Origin of the sequence: Exiguobacterium sp. CH10, assembly GCF_018617635.1 — a bacterium.
GTDB classification, from domain to species: domain Bacteria; phylum Bacillota; class Bacilli; order Exiguobacteriales; family Exiguobacteriaceae; genus Exiguobacterium; species Exiguobacterium aestuarii_A.
Genome location: NZ_JACSKO010000001.1, coordinates 1,102,333 through 1,115,037, shown reverse-complemented (window position 1 = coordinate 1,115,037; position 12,705 = coordinate 1,102,333). Strand labels below are relative to the sequence as shown.

Genomic DNA, 12,705 nt, shown 5'->3' with positions numbered 1-12,705 from the left:
AGTCGTTTTCACCGACTTGAAAAAAAGAAAAAATAATATCTTGACGACTGTATCGTCTCTGGCGTAAATTAGTCATGGGCTAGTTTAGCACGTAACGATGCAGCAAAAGTGTCCTCCATTCACGGGGGCACTTTTGCTTTTTTTGTTTTTTCGTTTCCCGATGGTTGGTATTCAAGAGAGGAGAAAGAAACATGACAAAGTACATTTTCGTAACAGGCGGGGTAGTATCTTCGCTCGGTAAAGGGATCACGGCAGCTTCACTCGCGCGTCTACTCAAAAATCGAGGACTCAACGTCACGATTCAGAAGTTTGACCCATACATCAACATTGACCCAGGTACGATGAGCCCGTATCAACACGGAGAAGTATTCGTCACAGATGATGGCGCTGAGACTGACCTTGACCTCGGACACTATGAGCGTTTCATCGACATCAACTTGTCGCAAAACGCGAACGTCACATCAGGGCGCATTTATTCGACTGTCTTGAAGAAAGAGCGTCGTGGAGACTATAACGGTGGAACGGTTCAGGTCATTCCGCATATCACGAACGAAATCAAAGACCGTGTCTTCCGTGCAGGACGCGAGACGAACGCCGATGTCGTCATCACAGAGATTGGTGGAACAGTCGGGGATATCGAATCCCTCCCGTTCATCGAAGCGATTCGCCAAGTGAAGAATGACATCGGGAAAGAGAACGTCATGTACGTCCACTGTACACTCGTTCCTTACCTTCGTGCCGCAGGTGAAATGAAGACAAAACCGACACAGCACAGTGTCAAAGAGCTTCGCAGTTACGGGATTCAACCGGACATCATCGTCCTTCGTACCGAGCACGATATCCCAGAAGACATGCGTGAGAAAATCGCACTCTTCTGTGATACGCGCAAAGAGGCAGTCATCGAGGCGCAAGACGCATCGACACTTTATGAAGTACCACTCAACCTTCAAAAACAAGGAATGGACCAACTCGTCAATGACTACTTCGGTTTCAATTCACCGGCTGCTGACATGACGGCGTGGAAAGAACTCGTCCACACGGTCACACACCTTGAGAAGAAAGTGAAAATCGCACTCGTCGGGAAATATGTCGAGTTGCGTGATGCGTATATCTCGGTTGCGGAAGCACTTAAACATGCGGGTTATGCGTTCAATGCGGATATCGACATCGACTGGATCAACGCGGAAGACGTGACGGCTGAAAACGTCTCGGACATCCTCGGTGATGCGGACGGAATCCTCGTCCCAGGTGGATTCGGTGAGCGTGGAATCGAAGGGAAGATTGAAGCGACACGTTTCGCTCGTGAAAACAACGTCCCATTCTTCGGGATCTGTCTCGGGATGCAACTCGCGACGGTCGAGTTTGCCCGTAACGTCTTGAAGTTGGACGGCGCGCACACGGCTGAAATCGACCCATCGACACCGTATCCGATCATCGACCTTCTTCCAGAACAAAAGGACATCGAAGACCTTGGGGGTACACTCCGTCTCGGACTCTACCCATGTAAACTTGAAAAAGGGACGAAAGCACATGCGGCTTACGATCAAGAGCTCGTATACGAGCGCCATCGTCACCGCTATGAGTTCAACAACGAATATCGTGAAGCGTTTGAAGCAGAAGGCTTCAAGTTCTCAGGTACGAGCCCAGACGGTCGTCTTGTGGAAATCATTGAGATTCCAGAACACAAGTGGTTCGTGGCATCACAGTTCCACCCTGAGCTCATCTCACGTCCAGAACGTCCGCAACGTCTATTCCATGACTTCATCCAAGCTTCACTTGGAGAATAATGAATTGAAAGCCACGACCCGTAATGGGTCGTGGCTTTTCTTGATTACATATTTATCTCAACTTATTTTTTTAAGTGACTCATAAGGATTTATTTTAGAAGCAATTGAAGCTGGGATTAGGGAAGCTATCCCACCTACAATTGTCGGTAAAAGTAAACTTAACGAAGCAAGATATGCATTGGACCAGGGAATAAGCCCAAATGCGAAATAGATGGTGATGTAAGCCAAACCTAAACCGAGCATTCCAGCAATCAGTCCAACAATCAATCCCTCAATCACAACTAAATAACGAATGGAATGATCTGTCCATCCAATCGCTTTTAATAAGGCAAAAGAATCTTCACGTTCTTGAACGTTTTGCCAAATGATTTCTCCTGTTGTTAATATTGCAATCAATACCGACACACCTATGGTTACATAATGAAGTGTTCCGATTTGAACAGCAACGAATTGCCCAAGCCAAGATGTATAAAGGACACCTTGAAGATGGAACGTGACATAAACGAAAAATACGAGTAAGGATGTCGGGACAGCGATTGATGCCACCGACAATAAGTTTCGACGCCACTTGCTTACCATTTCTTTAAGCGCCAAAGAGCCCATGTTTTTTAATAGAATGATAGAGCTCGAAGTGTTTGCGTACTCACCAACTTTAATTACTTCATATGGTTGTATTTTTCTAATGTTAAGTGCTGACCATGTTGCACCGCTCAGATAAATCAGAAGACTAAAAGCTGTAATCAAGGACCAGCTCCAGAGACTGAACCCTTCTCCCTGCACGATGAAAAAAGCGGATTCGATTGCTAGCGATACAATCGAAACGAGAAACGCTAAAATAATCGCTTCTAGATATATAATTTTGTACAAATCTTTCTGACTCCAACCTAAAGAGAGTAGGATCGCAAATTCACGTCTTCTTGAAAGCATCGTGATATAGCTTGTCGTCAATACATAAATGATAGCCACGCCAATAATGGACAAGATCACACCCGAATATCCTGCACTTGTCTCTCGGAAAATCGTGATGGCTGCACCTAAGTGAATCCATGGCTGCTCAATCCATCCAAGCGTATTTCCTTCTTTCACGACTTTTGTGATCACAGGTTGCGGGGAGGACCCTGTTGTGATTGTGGCAATTAAACCTGTATCTCTTTCAATCTGTTCCTTTAGTTCTTGCAAGGTTGCTTCCGATGCCTCATTCAATGTATCGACATTGTTTACCTTGATGCGAATCGAAGAAATGGATTTCTCTCCGTTTAAGAGACGAGCGGCATCTAGAGTTGTGATAATGCTTGGTGAGTTTGTCAGCAGTCCAGCTGGATTTCCAGAGGTATTGATGCTCACAGATGGATTGAGTGGTGAGCCATCTTGATCAAGCACAAGATCGGCTGACGCGGGACGGTACGTTTCCATAGGGAGTTCATTCAACGGATCTTTGGAGACCGCGATTTTTTCTGGATCGAACGTCCCGACCACTTCAAAATCAAGGACCGGGCTTAAGTAAATGAGGTCATCGGATTCCGGAAGCGTCGTTTGGATCTCCATGCTGTTCACTGGTCTAAAACCTTGTTTCGGTAAAATGGATGGAGGAAGCCATTTATTTGTAAATGAAATGGGTTGACTATCGATCTGAAAAGCATGTCCCCATCGCTCCGGAAAAGGACTGTCTGTCTCTTTCATTTCCAAGGAACCTGAATTGAAGATGAGTTGAGATCCCTCATTGATCAAAGCACCCGGATGGTCTGGTGTCTTCTTTCCTTGCAGTTGGTTAAAATAAATCGCTTCAAGGTCCTTCGATGGAATGCTCAACGACTGAATATTTTTTACGTCGTAACGTAACAAGTCAGATTCAGACGCGATATCTTGTAATACTTTTTTCTGGTCATCAGATGATGAGAAGGGTACATCTAATTGTTCAAGTTCATACTCATGGTACCCCTTGTTAAACGAGGCAGGATTAATAAGAATAGGTATTCGGACATGTTGTTGTTCACTGCTTAATGACACCGCCCGATCATCGGTTGAAAAATAAGAGGAAGAGGTGATCGCTTGATCGAGACCCACAAGCTTGGCTTCCTCATCAGGGTCAACCGCCACGATTAAATTGAGGCTCCCTGGAGTGACGGCGTTTCCAACCTGGTTAAAAGGGAGCAATCCGATTCCCCTCGGCAAGAGTTCATTCGTTCCGTTCGCAATATGTATAACTTCCTCTGATATCATTTCTCGTTCTAAACCGGTCTCATCGAACTGACGATGCGTCAGACGGAACAGTCCTTGGTCAGGTATCTTCAGCATATTCGGTATATCCACATTTAATTGCGTATACCCGATGATTGCGACAGGAGCAGCCACATCCACATGTTCCATCGTTTTTATTTTTTCATATTGTTCAAATGTAATTCCGCCTACAATTCCATTCAGATAGTTTGGTTCAAGAAGGTCATGCTCTTCAGTAGTGAGTCTACTTGTCGAAGGACGAACTACAATATCATAGGCAGACGACCAGCGCTTTTGAAGTGTTTCTTCCACCACACCTTTGTTTGTTTCATTCAATTTAAAGATAAGATTCAAACCTGTAGCAATAATCAAAGCGCCAATCAATAATAAAAGTAGTTTTGCCTTTTGGTTTCGCCAATATTGTAGAATGAACTTCAACATACACGCTCTCCTTTTTGATCTTCTACAATCCGACCGTCTTGCATATGAATGATTCGATTGGCTCGACGTGCCAAATCTAAATCGTGTGTCACGAAAATAAGGCCACACTGTTGAGTTTCATGAAGGTCCACTAATAAATCAAAGATCAGCTCACTATTTGTACTATCTAGATTTCCAGTCGGTTCGTCCGCAAGGATCCAATTTGGTCGATTGACAATCGCACGCGCGATTGCGATTCGTTGTTGTTGACCTCCTGATAGTTGAGAAGGGAGGACATGGGACTTGGTCTCTAATCCGACCTGGTGAATCACTTCTTTAACACGTTCTTCTTTTTTGAAATCCACTTTTTTCGTTAAAAAAGGAGCCATGACATTTTCGAAAACACTTAAAGACGGTAAGAGGTGGAATTGTTGAAATACAAATCCGATTTCTTCAAAGCGAAAAGAGGATAACTCAGCATTATTCAATTTATTCAAATCAACGTCGTCAAACGTTATCGTGCCTGAAGTTGGTTTCTCTAGAGAGCCAATCAGACTGAGCAAAGTAGATTTCCCAGATCCAGATGGCCCCACGATAGCTGTGATTTCATTTTTACTAAATACACAATCTAATTGATCGATGATTGTTTCATTGTGCCCTAAGTTACTAAACGTATGAACCAACTCACTAATAGAAATGAATGAAGGCATCAAATCGCTCCTTTTATTTTCAGAATATTCATTATATGTATATTGATAATAAAACTTTTTCCTTTAATTTACAATAATGAAAGATAGAGAACGTGTGAAATTATTCCGGGTTCACGAGACAAGAGAATATGGGTTTTCCTTTGACGAATGACTGAAAGTGTGTGGTGACTTAAAACAGTTTTGAGAATTGATTTGTGAACAAAAGATTATAGGTATTTTTCTACATCAAAAGCATGAGATGGAAGGTGCCCTTGGCAGGATACATCCCCTTCACTTTGTGGGTACACTAGAAGTAGAACGGGGAGAGGGTGATGGCTCATGAAAGAACGACATTCGATTTATCTTGGATATGGATTGGGGCTCGTCGCGCTCAGTCTGTTGCCGTTCATCGTCTTGCCTTCCCTCCTATTACCGTACCAGCTCGGGTGGACGGGCATTGTCTTACTCGCACTCTCGGTCGGACTACTACGGGCGATTCGGGACGGCTCGAACGTCATCCTGAAGCAGATGTGGAAAATTACGTTTTCTCTCTTCTTGATTTTCGTTCTCGTCTATTACGTCTCGTTCGGACTTGTTCTCTATGACACATACGGATTAGATCGTCTATTAGAACAATATGAACGACAGGCGGTCTGGGTGTTCGCGGCATTCAGCTTTTTACAGCCGATTGCCTTGCCGGTCCCGGAAGCGGTCAGTGTGCCGATTGGAAGCGTAGCGCTCGGACCGTTTCGTGCCGCTTTAGTCGGGAGTATTTCGACTACGCTTGGTATCTTTGTCATGTATGGGTTGGCCAGGTTCGGTCGTGAACGGATCATCCGCTGGGTCGATGAGGAGAAGTTGAAGACGTACGACCGATATGTCGAGAAGTATGGTCTTGGAATTTTGCTCGTCTTATTCATCATTCCGATTTTACCGGACGAGGTCATCTGTCTTGCGGCCGGATTCAGCCGTGTGCCGTTTCCGCGTTTCGCGGGCATCGCGTTCGGTGCAAAACTCGTCACTTCGTTCGGACTTGCCTATTCTGTCTCCATCGGACAATTGTTTATGACCGATTCGAGTCCAATTGCGATCGCTTCCGTCATGGCGAGTTTGATTGTCTTGATTCTTGCGTTCATCTGGCGCAAGCGAAAAAAAGGAGATTCGAATGGGACGCAAGAATAAGGTAATGACGATCTATAGAGAGGAAGACAAGATGCGACAAGACAATGAAGTGGTCATTCGACCGATTGAAGAACAAGACTTATCACGACTATGGGAATTGATTTATCGGGATGCGACACCGGAGTGGAAACAATGGGACGCCCCTTACTTTGAACACAAGGCGATGTCCTACGAAGAGTTTCAGCAAATCGAGCAGTCGCTCATCCAAAAAGATGACATGTGGGTCATTGAAGTGGATGGAACCGTATATGGGACCGTTTCTTACTATTTCGAAGATACCGGACGAGAGTGGCTCGAGATGGGCATCATCTTGCATCAGTCCGACCGCTGGAATCGTGGTGTCGGGACGCGTGCCCTTCGTCTATGGACCGAACATTTATTTGAGACGTTACCAGTCGTCCGTGTCGGCTTGACGACATGGTCAGGAAATGAACGGATGATGCGGGTCGCTGAAAAAGTAGGTATGCAACTTGAAGGTCGAATCCGTCAAGTGCGTGTCGTGAACGAGAAGCGCTATGATTCGATTCGGATGGGTATGTTACGGGAAGAATGGATTACGCAAAAGCACCGCGGATAAAAAGTCCGCGGTGCTTTGTGTTATTTCACTTCTTGATCTTTAATCGGGAACCAACCGGCACGAGTCGTGATGGCATTCCAAAGTGGAGCGGGGACGGCGAGTTCGGCTTGTTTGTTCAAGTCGAGTTCTGTCTCAATCTCGTCTTCGCGGTCCGACTTCACTTTTTCAAACCATTCTGGGTCGATGATGAGTTCACGACCGAGTGCGGCAAGGTCGACGACCTCGAGTGCGTCTTCGACTTGCGCCGGACGCTGGAGCTGCCCGACTCCGATGAGTGGGATGGCACCATTGATTCGTTTTGCGATGCGATCAATCGAACGTTCCGTGACGTTCTCGTCACGCATAGAAGCTGTATTGAAATTCCAGAGAGAAGCGTGAATATAATCAACGCCTTCTTCTAAAATCATATCGAGCAACACATCCGTGTCGTCGAGCGTGATGCCTGGCTCTTCGATTTCTTCTGGTGAGAAGCGATAGCCGACGAGGAAGTTTTCCGCATCTGCGGCTGCTTCTTTGACACGGCGAATGACTTCGCGTGGGAACGTCAAACGTCCATGGACATCACCGCCGAAGCGATCTTCACGGCGATTGGAGTGCGGTGAGAAGAATTGTTGAATCAAGTAGGTGTTCGCTCCGTGAATCTCGACTCCGTCAAATCCGGCTTCGATGGCGCGACGCGTCGCTTCGCCGAACGCCTCGATGATGGCTTCGACTTCTTCGGTCTCGAGGGCACGTGGTGTAGCGGCGCCTTCGCGGACAGGTGCGACGGCACTTGCACTGACAGGTTGTTCGTTCGGGACGAGTTCAGGTGGTGACATCCGTCCTGCGTGGAAAATTTGAAGGATGGCTTTTGCGCCTTCCGCTTTTAAACTTTCCGCCAATTGACGGAGACCCGGGATGAATTTGTCGTCATTGACCCCGAATGCGTTCGGGAACCCTTTCCCGTCTTCTGTCACGTAGGCGCAAGCCGTGATGGCGAGCCCGACGTTTTGTGCGCGCTTCCGATAGTAGGCGAGCTCATGCTCGGATACTTCGCCCGTTGGTTCTGATGAGTAATGTGTCATCGGTGCCAATACGAGACGGTTCGGTACTTCGACGCCATTTTTGAACTGAAAAGGTTGTAACATACGTTTCATCTGAAATCCTCCTTCAACATGATACCTTGAAGTCTAAGCTTCTCGACTCAAAAATGCGAGTCGGATGCTTGTGAATGAACACATTACAGGTTACTCAAGCGTAAGAGATGATTGAACTCAAAAGAATAGGGTATAATACAGGAGAAAAGTTGATATTCGGTTCGAGACAATAGAGAGACCACAACAGAAGGGGGAAGCCTTGTTTTTGTTGTGGTCTCTTTTTCTATTCATTGAACCGTACTTACTATAGGAGGGAATAAGATGGAAATCAGAAATTTCTCAGCGAAAGAACGAGCGAAACGATATGAGCAACTGACAAGTGAACGTCATGACGTTCTTGTTGTCGGTGGAGGGATTACCGGAGCGGGGATTGCGCTCGATGCGTCGTCGCGTGGGATGAAGACAGCTGTCCTCGAGATGCAAGACTTTGCGGCAGGGACATCAAGTCGTTCGACGAAGCTTGTTCACGGGGGACTCCGCTATTTGAAACAATTCGAAGTGGCGCTCGTCGCAGAAGTCGGGAAAGAGCGGGCCATCGTATATGAGAACGGTCCACACGTCACGACACCGGAACAAATGCTCTTACCGATGCACAAGGGAGGTACGTTCGGTCCCTTCTCAACATCGATCGGACTCATGGTATACGACTTCCTCGCAGGTGTTAAACGTGCAGAACGTCGCATGATGCTCAAACCAGATGAGGTCATCAAAAAGGCACCGCTCGTGAAAAAAGATGATTTGGTCGGAGGCGGTTATTACGTCGAGTACCGCACAGATGATGCACGATTGACGATTGAAGTGGCGAAAGAAGCAGCGAATCATGGTGCGCTTCTCATGAACTACGCCAAAGTGACAGGGTTGATTTACGAAAACGGCAAAGTGGCCGGTGTACACGTTGAAGACCAGATTGACGGGTCAACGTATGACGTCTATGCGAAGAAAATCATCAATGCGACAGGTCCATGGGTCGACGAGTTGCGAGAAGAAGATAACTCGAAAAAAGGGAAGCAGCTTCGCCTGACGAAAGGGATTCACTTGGTCATCGACCAGTCAAAATTCCCGCTCAAACAAGCGATTTACTTTGATACACCAGACGGTCGCATGGTCTTTGCGATTCCACGCGGAAACAAAGCATACGTCGGAACGACGGATACGTTCTTCGATAAAAACAAAGCGCATCCACGCATGACGACGGAAGACCGCGATTATATTTTAGAAGCCATTCACTATATGTTCCCAGACGTCAATGTCACAGCGGATGATGTGGAGTCGAGCTGGGCAGGTATTCGTCCGTTGATTTATGAAGAAGGAAAAGACCCTTCTGAAATTTCACGTAAGGACGAAATTTGGCAGTCAGACAGCGGCTTGATCACGATTGCCGGCGGTAAGTTGACAGGATATCGCAAGATGTCAGAAACGGTCGTCGACCTCGTCGCGAAACTGTTGAAAGAAGAAGACGGTGTCGTCTATTTGGCCAGCCGGACGAAGCATATGCCGATGTCAGGTGGTCATGTCGGCGGTTCGAAAGGCTTCAAAGACTTCCTTGAGAAGAAAACAAAAGAACTTCAAAATCATGGCTTAGACGCAAACCACGCGGAAGAACTCGTTCGTCTATACGGATCGAATATCGATCGTGTCATCGAACGGATGGATGCTAACGCATATGACCTTCCTGAAATCGTCTATGCGCAATTAGTTTACGGAATCGAAGAAGAATCAGTCGTACGTGCCATCGACTTCTTAATTCGCCGCACGGGCGCAATGTTCTTCGATATCGACTTCGTCCGTCAATATAAAGACGGTGTCCTTCGTTGCATGGCCGATGTCTTCAAATGGTCAGATGAGCGTTTGAAAGAGGAGCGTGAAGAGGTCGAGAAGGAGATTGAAATCGCAGTTGTTCCAGTGACTGTCGAATCATAACATCCAACGCGTCACACGAGAGGTTCATTCTGAACAGGATGAACCTCTTTATGTGGAATGGTTTCATGACTTCGGAATAACGGTATATCTCATAAGTAGTCACTCTCACGTTGAAGGAGAACTGTTTATGATACGAAAGCTCATTGCCGTCTTATTAATCGGCGTTCTATTCATAGTAGGCTGGCGCTATGTCAATCTGGATCGTCTGTTAGCCGATGTGTATTATGTCAAGGTCCCGAGCGCGGAAGTGGCGACACAGACATCGAACGGATATCGGTACGACCTCATCGGCTACGATGAAGACGGGAAGAAGCGACCGCTCGCCATTGCGACTCCCTCATTATTTGCAGAAGGGGACTTTTTGAAAGTGTATGTCAAAGAGGAAGCTCCCGAAGTGACCGATTATGAACGCGTGAATGCGTTAGAAGTACCTGCACAGTTGAAAGAAGAACAGCAAGAAGATACCGAGTCATCGTTCCCTTGATTTCAAAAGATAGGCATCGCGAAAAAGAGGCGAGTTTGGTAAGGTTAAATTGTTTGATTATGGAAAATGATGAATGAAAGAAGGGACATGCATGTCACGGATGTTGATTGCAGATGACCAGGACGGAATTCGTACGATGCTCGCACAAGTGTTCACGAACATGGGTGTTGACGTGGACACGGCACAAGACGGCATCAAGGCCTGGGAATTTTTAGAGCGAGAGCAATACGATTTAGTACTTCTCGATATGAACATGCCTCGTATGTTCGGTCATGAAGTGTTGCGTCGGATGAGAGAACAAGAACTAGAGACACCTGTTATGATTATGACGGCGTTCGGAGAAGAAACGGTGATTGACGAGGTGCGTCGCCTCGGAATTACTGCGCAATTTGAAAAGCCGTTTGATATATACGGAATGATTGAAAAAGTGAAGGAAGTCTTGAAAATTTGACGTTTCGTCACCAAGATGACATATGTAAACGCTTGCGCTAAGCCATTTCTATGCCCGAATAGCATAGGCACATGTTTTACGGTGTGTTATAATGGGAACGAATTGCACGGGGGAACTTTTCCCAAACGTGTATAATAGCGAACAGACAGGAGGATGTCATTATGCCATTAGTATCAATGACAGAAATGCTTAACAAAGCATTCGAAGGCAAGTATGCAGTCGGCCAATTCAACATCAACAACCTCGAGTGGACGCAAGCGATTCTTCGCGCTGCGGAAGACGAGAAATCACCAGTAATCCTCGGTGTATCAGAAGGTGCAGCGAAGTACATGGGTGGCTTCACAACAGTTGTCAAAATGGTTGAAGGTCTCATGCACGACTACAACATCACTGTTCCAGTTGCAATCCACCTTGACCACGGTTCTTCATTCGACAAGTGTAAAGCAGCGATCGACGCTGGATTCACATCAGTCATGATCGACGGTTCACACCACCCGATCGACGAAAACGTCGAAATGACGAAACAAGTTGTCGAGTACGCGCACGCTAAAGGCGCTTCTGTTGAGGCAGAAGTCGGTACAGTTGGCGGCGAAGAAGACGGCGTCATCGGTGGCGTACAATACGCTGACCTCGAAGAGTGTGTACGTGTTGTTAAAGAAGCGAAAGTGGATGCACTTGCTGCAGCACTCGGTTCTGTACACGGACCATACCAAGGTGAGCCGAAGCTTGGCTTCAAAGAGATGGAAGAAATCGCGAAAGCGACACAAACTCCACTCGTTCTTCACGGCGGATCAGGTATTCCTGAGCACCAAGTTAAAAAAGCAATCGAGCTCGGACACAGCAAAATCAACGTTAACACAGAGTGCCAACAAGAGTGGACTCGTGCAGTACGTGAGAAGCTTGACGCTGACTCGAAAGTATATGACCCACGTAAAGTTATCGGACCTGGGATCGAAGCGATCTACAACGTCGTAACTGGCAAAATGCGTGAGTTTGGTTCTAGCAACCAAGCATAATCCTGTTTGATCAAGTCGGTTCTCTATGAGGACCGACTTTTTGTATGTTCGACTGTCATCAGGCTCTGAATCTGACAAAGGGTGTAGTAATTCACCTGTTCTTTCCTCATAATAGAAGTTGTAAGCGATCACAAATTGAGGAGGAGACACATATGCGTTTTTTCATTGACACAGCAAATGTGCAAGACATCAAACAAGCTCACCAGATGGGCGTTATCGGAGGCGTGACGACGAATCCGTCGCTCGTCGCTAAAGAAGGTGTCGACTTCCATACAAGACTTCGTGAAATCTGTGAGATCGTCGGGGATCTCTCGGTCAGCGCGGAAGTTATTGCATTGGATGCAGAGGGTATGGTGGAAGAAGGAAAGGAACTTGCTGCCATCGCGCCGAATATTACGGTAAAGGTACCGATGACACCAGCTGGGATGGAAGCGGTCAAACAGTTTAAAGAGCTCGGGATCAAAACGAACGTGACGCTCATCTTTAACGCGAACCAAGCCTTGCTCGCGGCACGTGCCGGCGCTTCATATGTTTCTCCATTCATTGGGCGTTTGGATGACATCGGTCAAGATGGACTCGATCTCATCGAGACGATTGCCAACATCTTTGCGATTCATGGTATCGAGACAGAAATCATCGCGGCATCTGTACGTCATCCGGTTCACGCGACGAAAGCCGCACTCCTCGGGGCTGACATTGCGACAGTCCCTTACAAAGTCATCGAACAGATGATGAAACATCCGCTCACAGACAAAGGCATTGAGCAGTTTTTAGCGGATTGGAACAACGCTCAATCCAAATAAGTCCGTCGTAGAAAGGTTTTGAT

Annotated in this window: 11 protein-coding genes; 8 read left to right on the top strand and 3 right to left on the bottom strand. The window is 46.6% G+C overall.

Translation table 11 applies throughout. The annotated features are described in order from the left end of the window. The first annotated feature begins 191 nt into the window (after window positions 1-191). On the top strand, window positions 192-1,787 hold the full coding sequence (locus KNP04_RS05550) for a CTP synthase (RefSeq protein ID WP_214792861.1): 1,596 nt from the start codon (window positions 192-194) through the stop codon (window positions 1,785-1,787). Window positions 1,788-1,844: 57 nt separating this feature from the next. Here KNP04_RS05550 and KNP04_RS05545 read toward each other — a convergent pair whose 3' ends face one another. Together KNP04_RS05545 and KNP04_RS05540 are read right to left on the bottom strand one after the other, a co-directional pair. Beyond that, window positions 1,845-4,445 (bottom strand): ABC transporter permease, encoded by a 2,601-nt coding sequence (locus KNP04_RS05545; protein ID WP_214874953.1) that lies wholly within the window; start codon window positions 4,443-4,445, stop codon window positions 1,845-1,847. Then, window positions 4,439-5,134 carry an ABC transporter ATP-binding protein gene (locus KNP04_RS05540; RefSeq protein WP_214874952.1) on the bottom strand — a complete coding sequence of 232 codons (696 nt, stop codon included), beginning with the start codon at window positions 5,132-5,134 and terminating at the stop codon, window positions 4,439-4,441. Before KNP04_RS05540 ends, KNP04_RS05545 begins: the two co-directional genes overlap by 7 nt. A gap of 318 nt (window positions 5,135-5,452) precedes the next feature. Here KNP04_RS05540 and KNP04_RS05535 point away from each other — a divergent pair, with 318 nt between their 5' ends. Both KNP04_RS05535 and KNP04_RS05530 read left to right on the top strand, forming a co-directional pair. Continuing rightward, the gene (locus KNP04_RS05535; RefSeq protein WP_214874951.1) at window positions 5,453-6,295 is read left to right on the top strand and encodes a TVP38/TMEM64 family protein; all 843 of its coding nucleotides are present in this window, start codon (window positions 5,453-5,455) and stop codon (window positions 6,293-6,295) included. A gap of 31 nt (window positions 6,296-6,326) precedes the next feature. Continuing rightward, entirely contained in the window at window positions 6,327-6,872 is a 546-nt protein-coding gene (locus KNP04_RS05530; protein WP_214875175.1) for a GNAT family N-acetyltransferase, read from the top strand. A 20-nt stretch (window positions 6,873-6,892) separates the two neighbouring features. Here the strand turns inward: KNP04_RS05530 and KNP04_RS05525 are convergent, their stop codons facing one another. Next, window positions 6,893-8,008 carry an NADH-dependent flavin oxidoreductase gene (locus tag KNP04_RS05525; protein WP_214874950.1) on the bottom strand — a complete coding sequence of 372 codons (1,116 nt, stop codon included), beginning with the start codon at window positions 8,006-8,008 and terminating at the stop codon, window positions 6,893-6,895. Window positions 8,009-8,269: 261 nt separating this feature from the next. Here KNP04_RS05525 and KNP04_RS05520 point away from each other — a divergent pair, with 261 nt between their 5' ends. The 5 genes from KNP04_RS05520 (at window position 8,270) to fsa (ending at window position 12,682) form a co-directional block, all read left to right on the top strand. Continuing rightward, complete coding sequence (locus KNP04_RS05520; RefSeq protein WP_214786243.1) at window positions 8,270-9,928, top strand: glycerol-3-phosphate dehydrogenase/oxidase; 1,659 nt, start codon at window positions 8,270-8,272, stop codon at window positions 9,926-9,928. A 127-nt stretch (window positions 9,929-10,055) separates the two neighbouring features. Then, window positions 10,056-10,412 carry a DUF1093 domain-containing protein gene (locus tag KNP04_RS05515; RefSeq protein WP_214694582.1) on the top strand — a complete coding sequence of 119 codons (357 nt, stop codon included), beginning with the start codon at window positions 10,056-10,058 and terminating at the stop codon, window positions 10,410-10,412. A gap of 91 nt (window positions 10,413-10,503) precedes the next feature. Next, window positions 10,504-10,863 (top strand): response regulator, encoded by a 360-nt coding sequence (locus tag KNP04_RS05510; RefSeq protein ID WP_074035830.1) that lies wholly within the window; start codon window positions 10,504-10,506, stop codon window positions 10,861-10,863. Between the two features lie 161 nt (window positions 10,864-11,024). Beyond that, window positions 11,025-11,879, top strand: coding sequence for a class II fructose-1,6-bisphosphate aldolase (fba, locus tag KNP04_RS05505; RefSeq protein WP_214694578.1), 855 nt, complete (start codon window positions 11,025-11,027; stop codon window positions 11,877-11,879). A gap of 152 nt (window positions 11,880-12,031) precedes the next feature. Then, entirely contained in the window at window positions 12,032-12,682 is a 651-nt protein-coding gene (gene fsa, locus KNP04_RS05500) for a fructose-6-phosphate aldolase (RefSeq protein WP_214784819.1), read from the top strand. The last annotated feature ends 23 nt before the right edge of the window (window positions 12,683-12,705 follow it).

Coding starts and splice junctions, on each gene's coding strand:
- KNP04_RS05545 (WP_214874953.1), bottom strand. CDS start 4,445: ATGTTGAAGTTCATTCTACAATATTGGCGAAACCAAAAGGCAAAACTA.
- KNP04_RS05525 (WP_214874950.1), bottom strand. CDS start 8,008: ATGAAACGTATGTTACAACCTTTTCAGTTCAAAAATGGCGTCGAAGTA.
- KNP04_RS05535 (WP_214874951.1), top strand. CDS start 5,453: ATGAAAGAACGACATTCGATTTATCTTGGATATGGATTGGGGCTCGTC.
- fba (WP_214694578.1), top strand. CDS start 11,025: ATGCCATTAGTATCAATGACAGAAATGCTTAACAAAGCATTCGAAGGC.
- KNP04_RS05550 (WP_214792861.1), top strand. CDS start 192: ATGACAAAGTACATTTTCGTAACAGGCGGGGTAGTATCTTCGCTCGGT.
- KNP04_RS05515 (WP_214694582.1), top strand. CDS start 10,056: ATGATACGAAAGCTCATTGCCGTCTTATTAATCGGCGTTCTATTCATA.
- KNP04_RS05540 (WP_214874952.1), bottom strand. CDS start 5,134: ATGCCTTCATTCATTTCTATTAGTGAGTTGGTTCATACGTTTAGTAAC.
- KNP04_RS05510 (WP_074035830.1), top strand. CDS start 10,504: ATGTCACGGATGTTGATTGCAGATGACCAGGACGGAATTCGTACGATG.
- KNP04_RS05530 (WP_214875175.1), top strand. CDS start 6,327: ATGCGACAAGACAATGAAGTGGTCATTCGACCGATTGAAGAACAAGAC.
- fsa (WP_214784819.1), top strand. CDS start 12,032: ATGCGTTTTTTCATTGACACAGCAAATGTGCAAGACATCAAACAAGCT.
- KNP04_RS05520 (WP_214786243.1), top strand. CDS start 8,270: ATGGAAATCAGAAATTTCTCAGCGAAAGAACGAGCGAAACGATATGAG.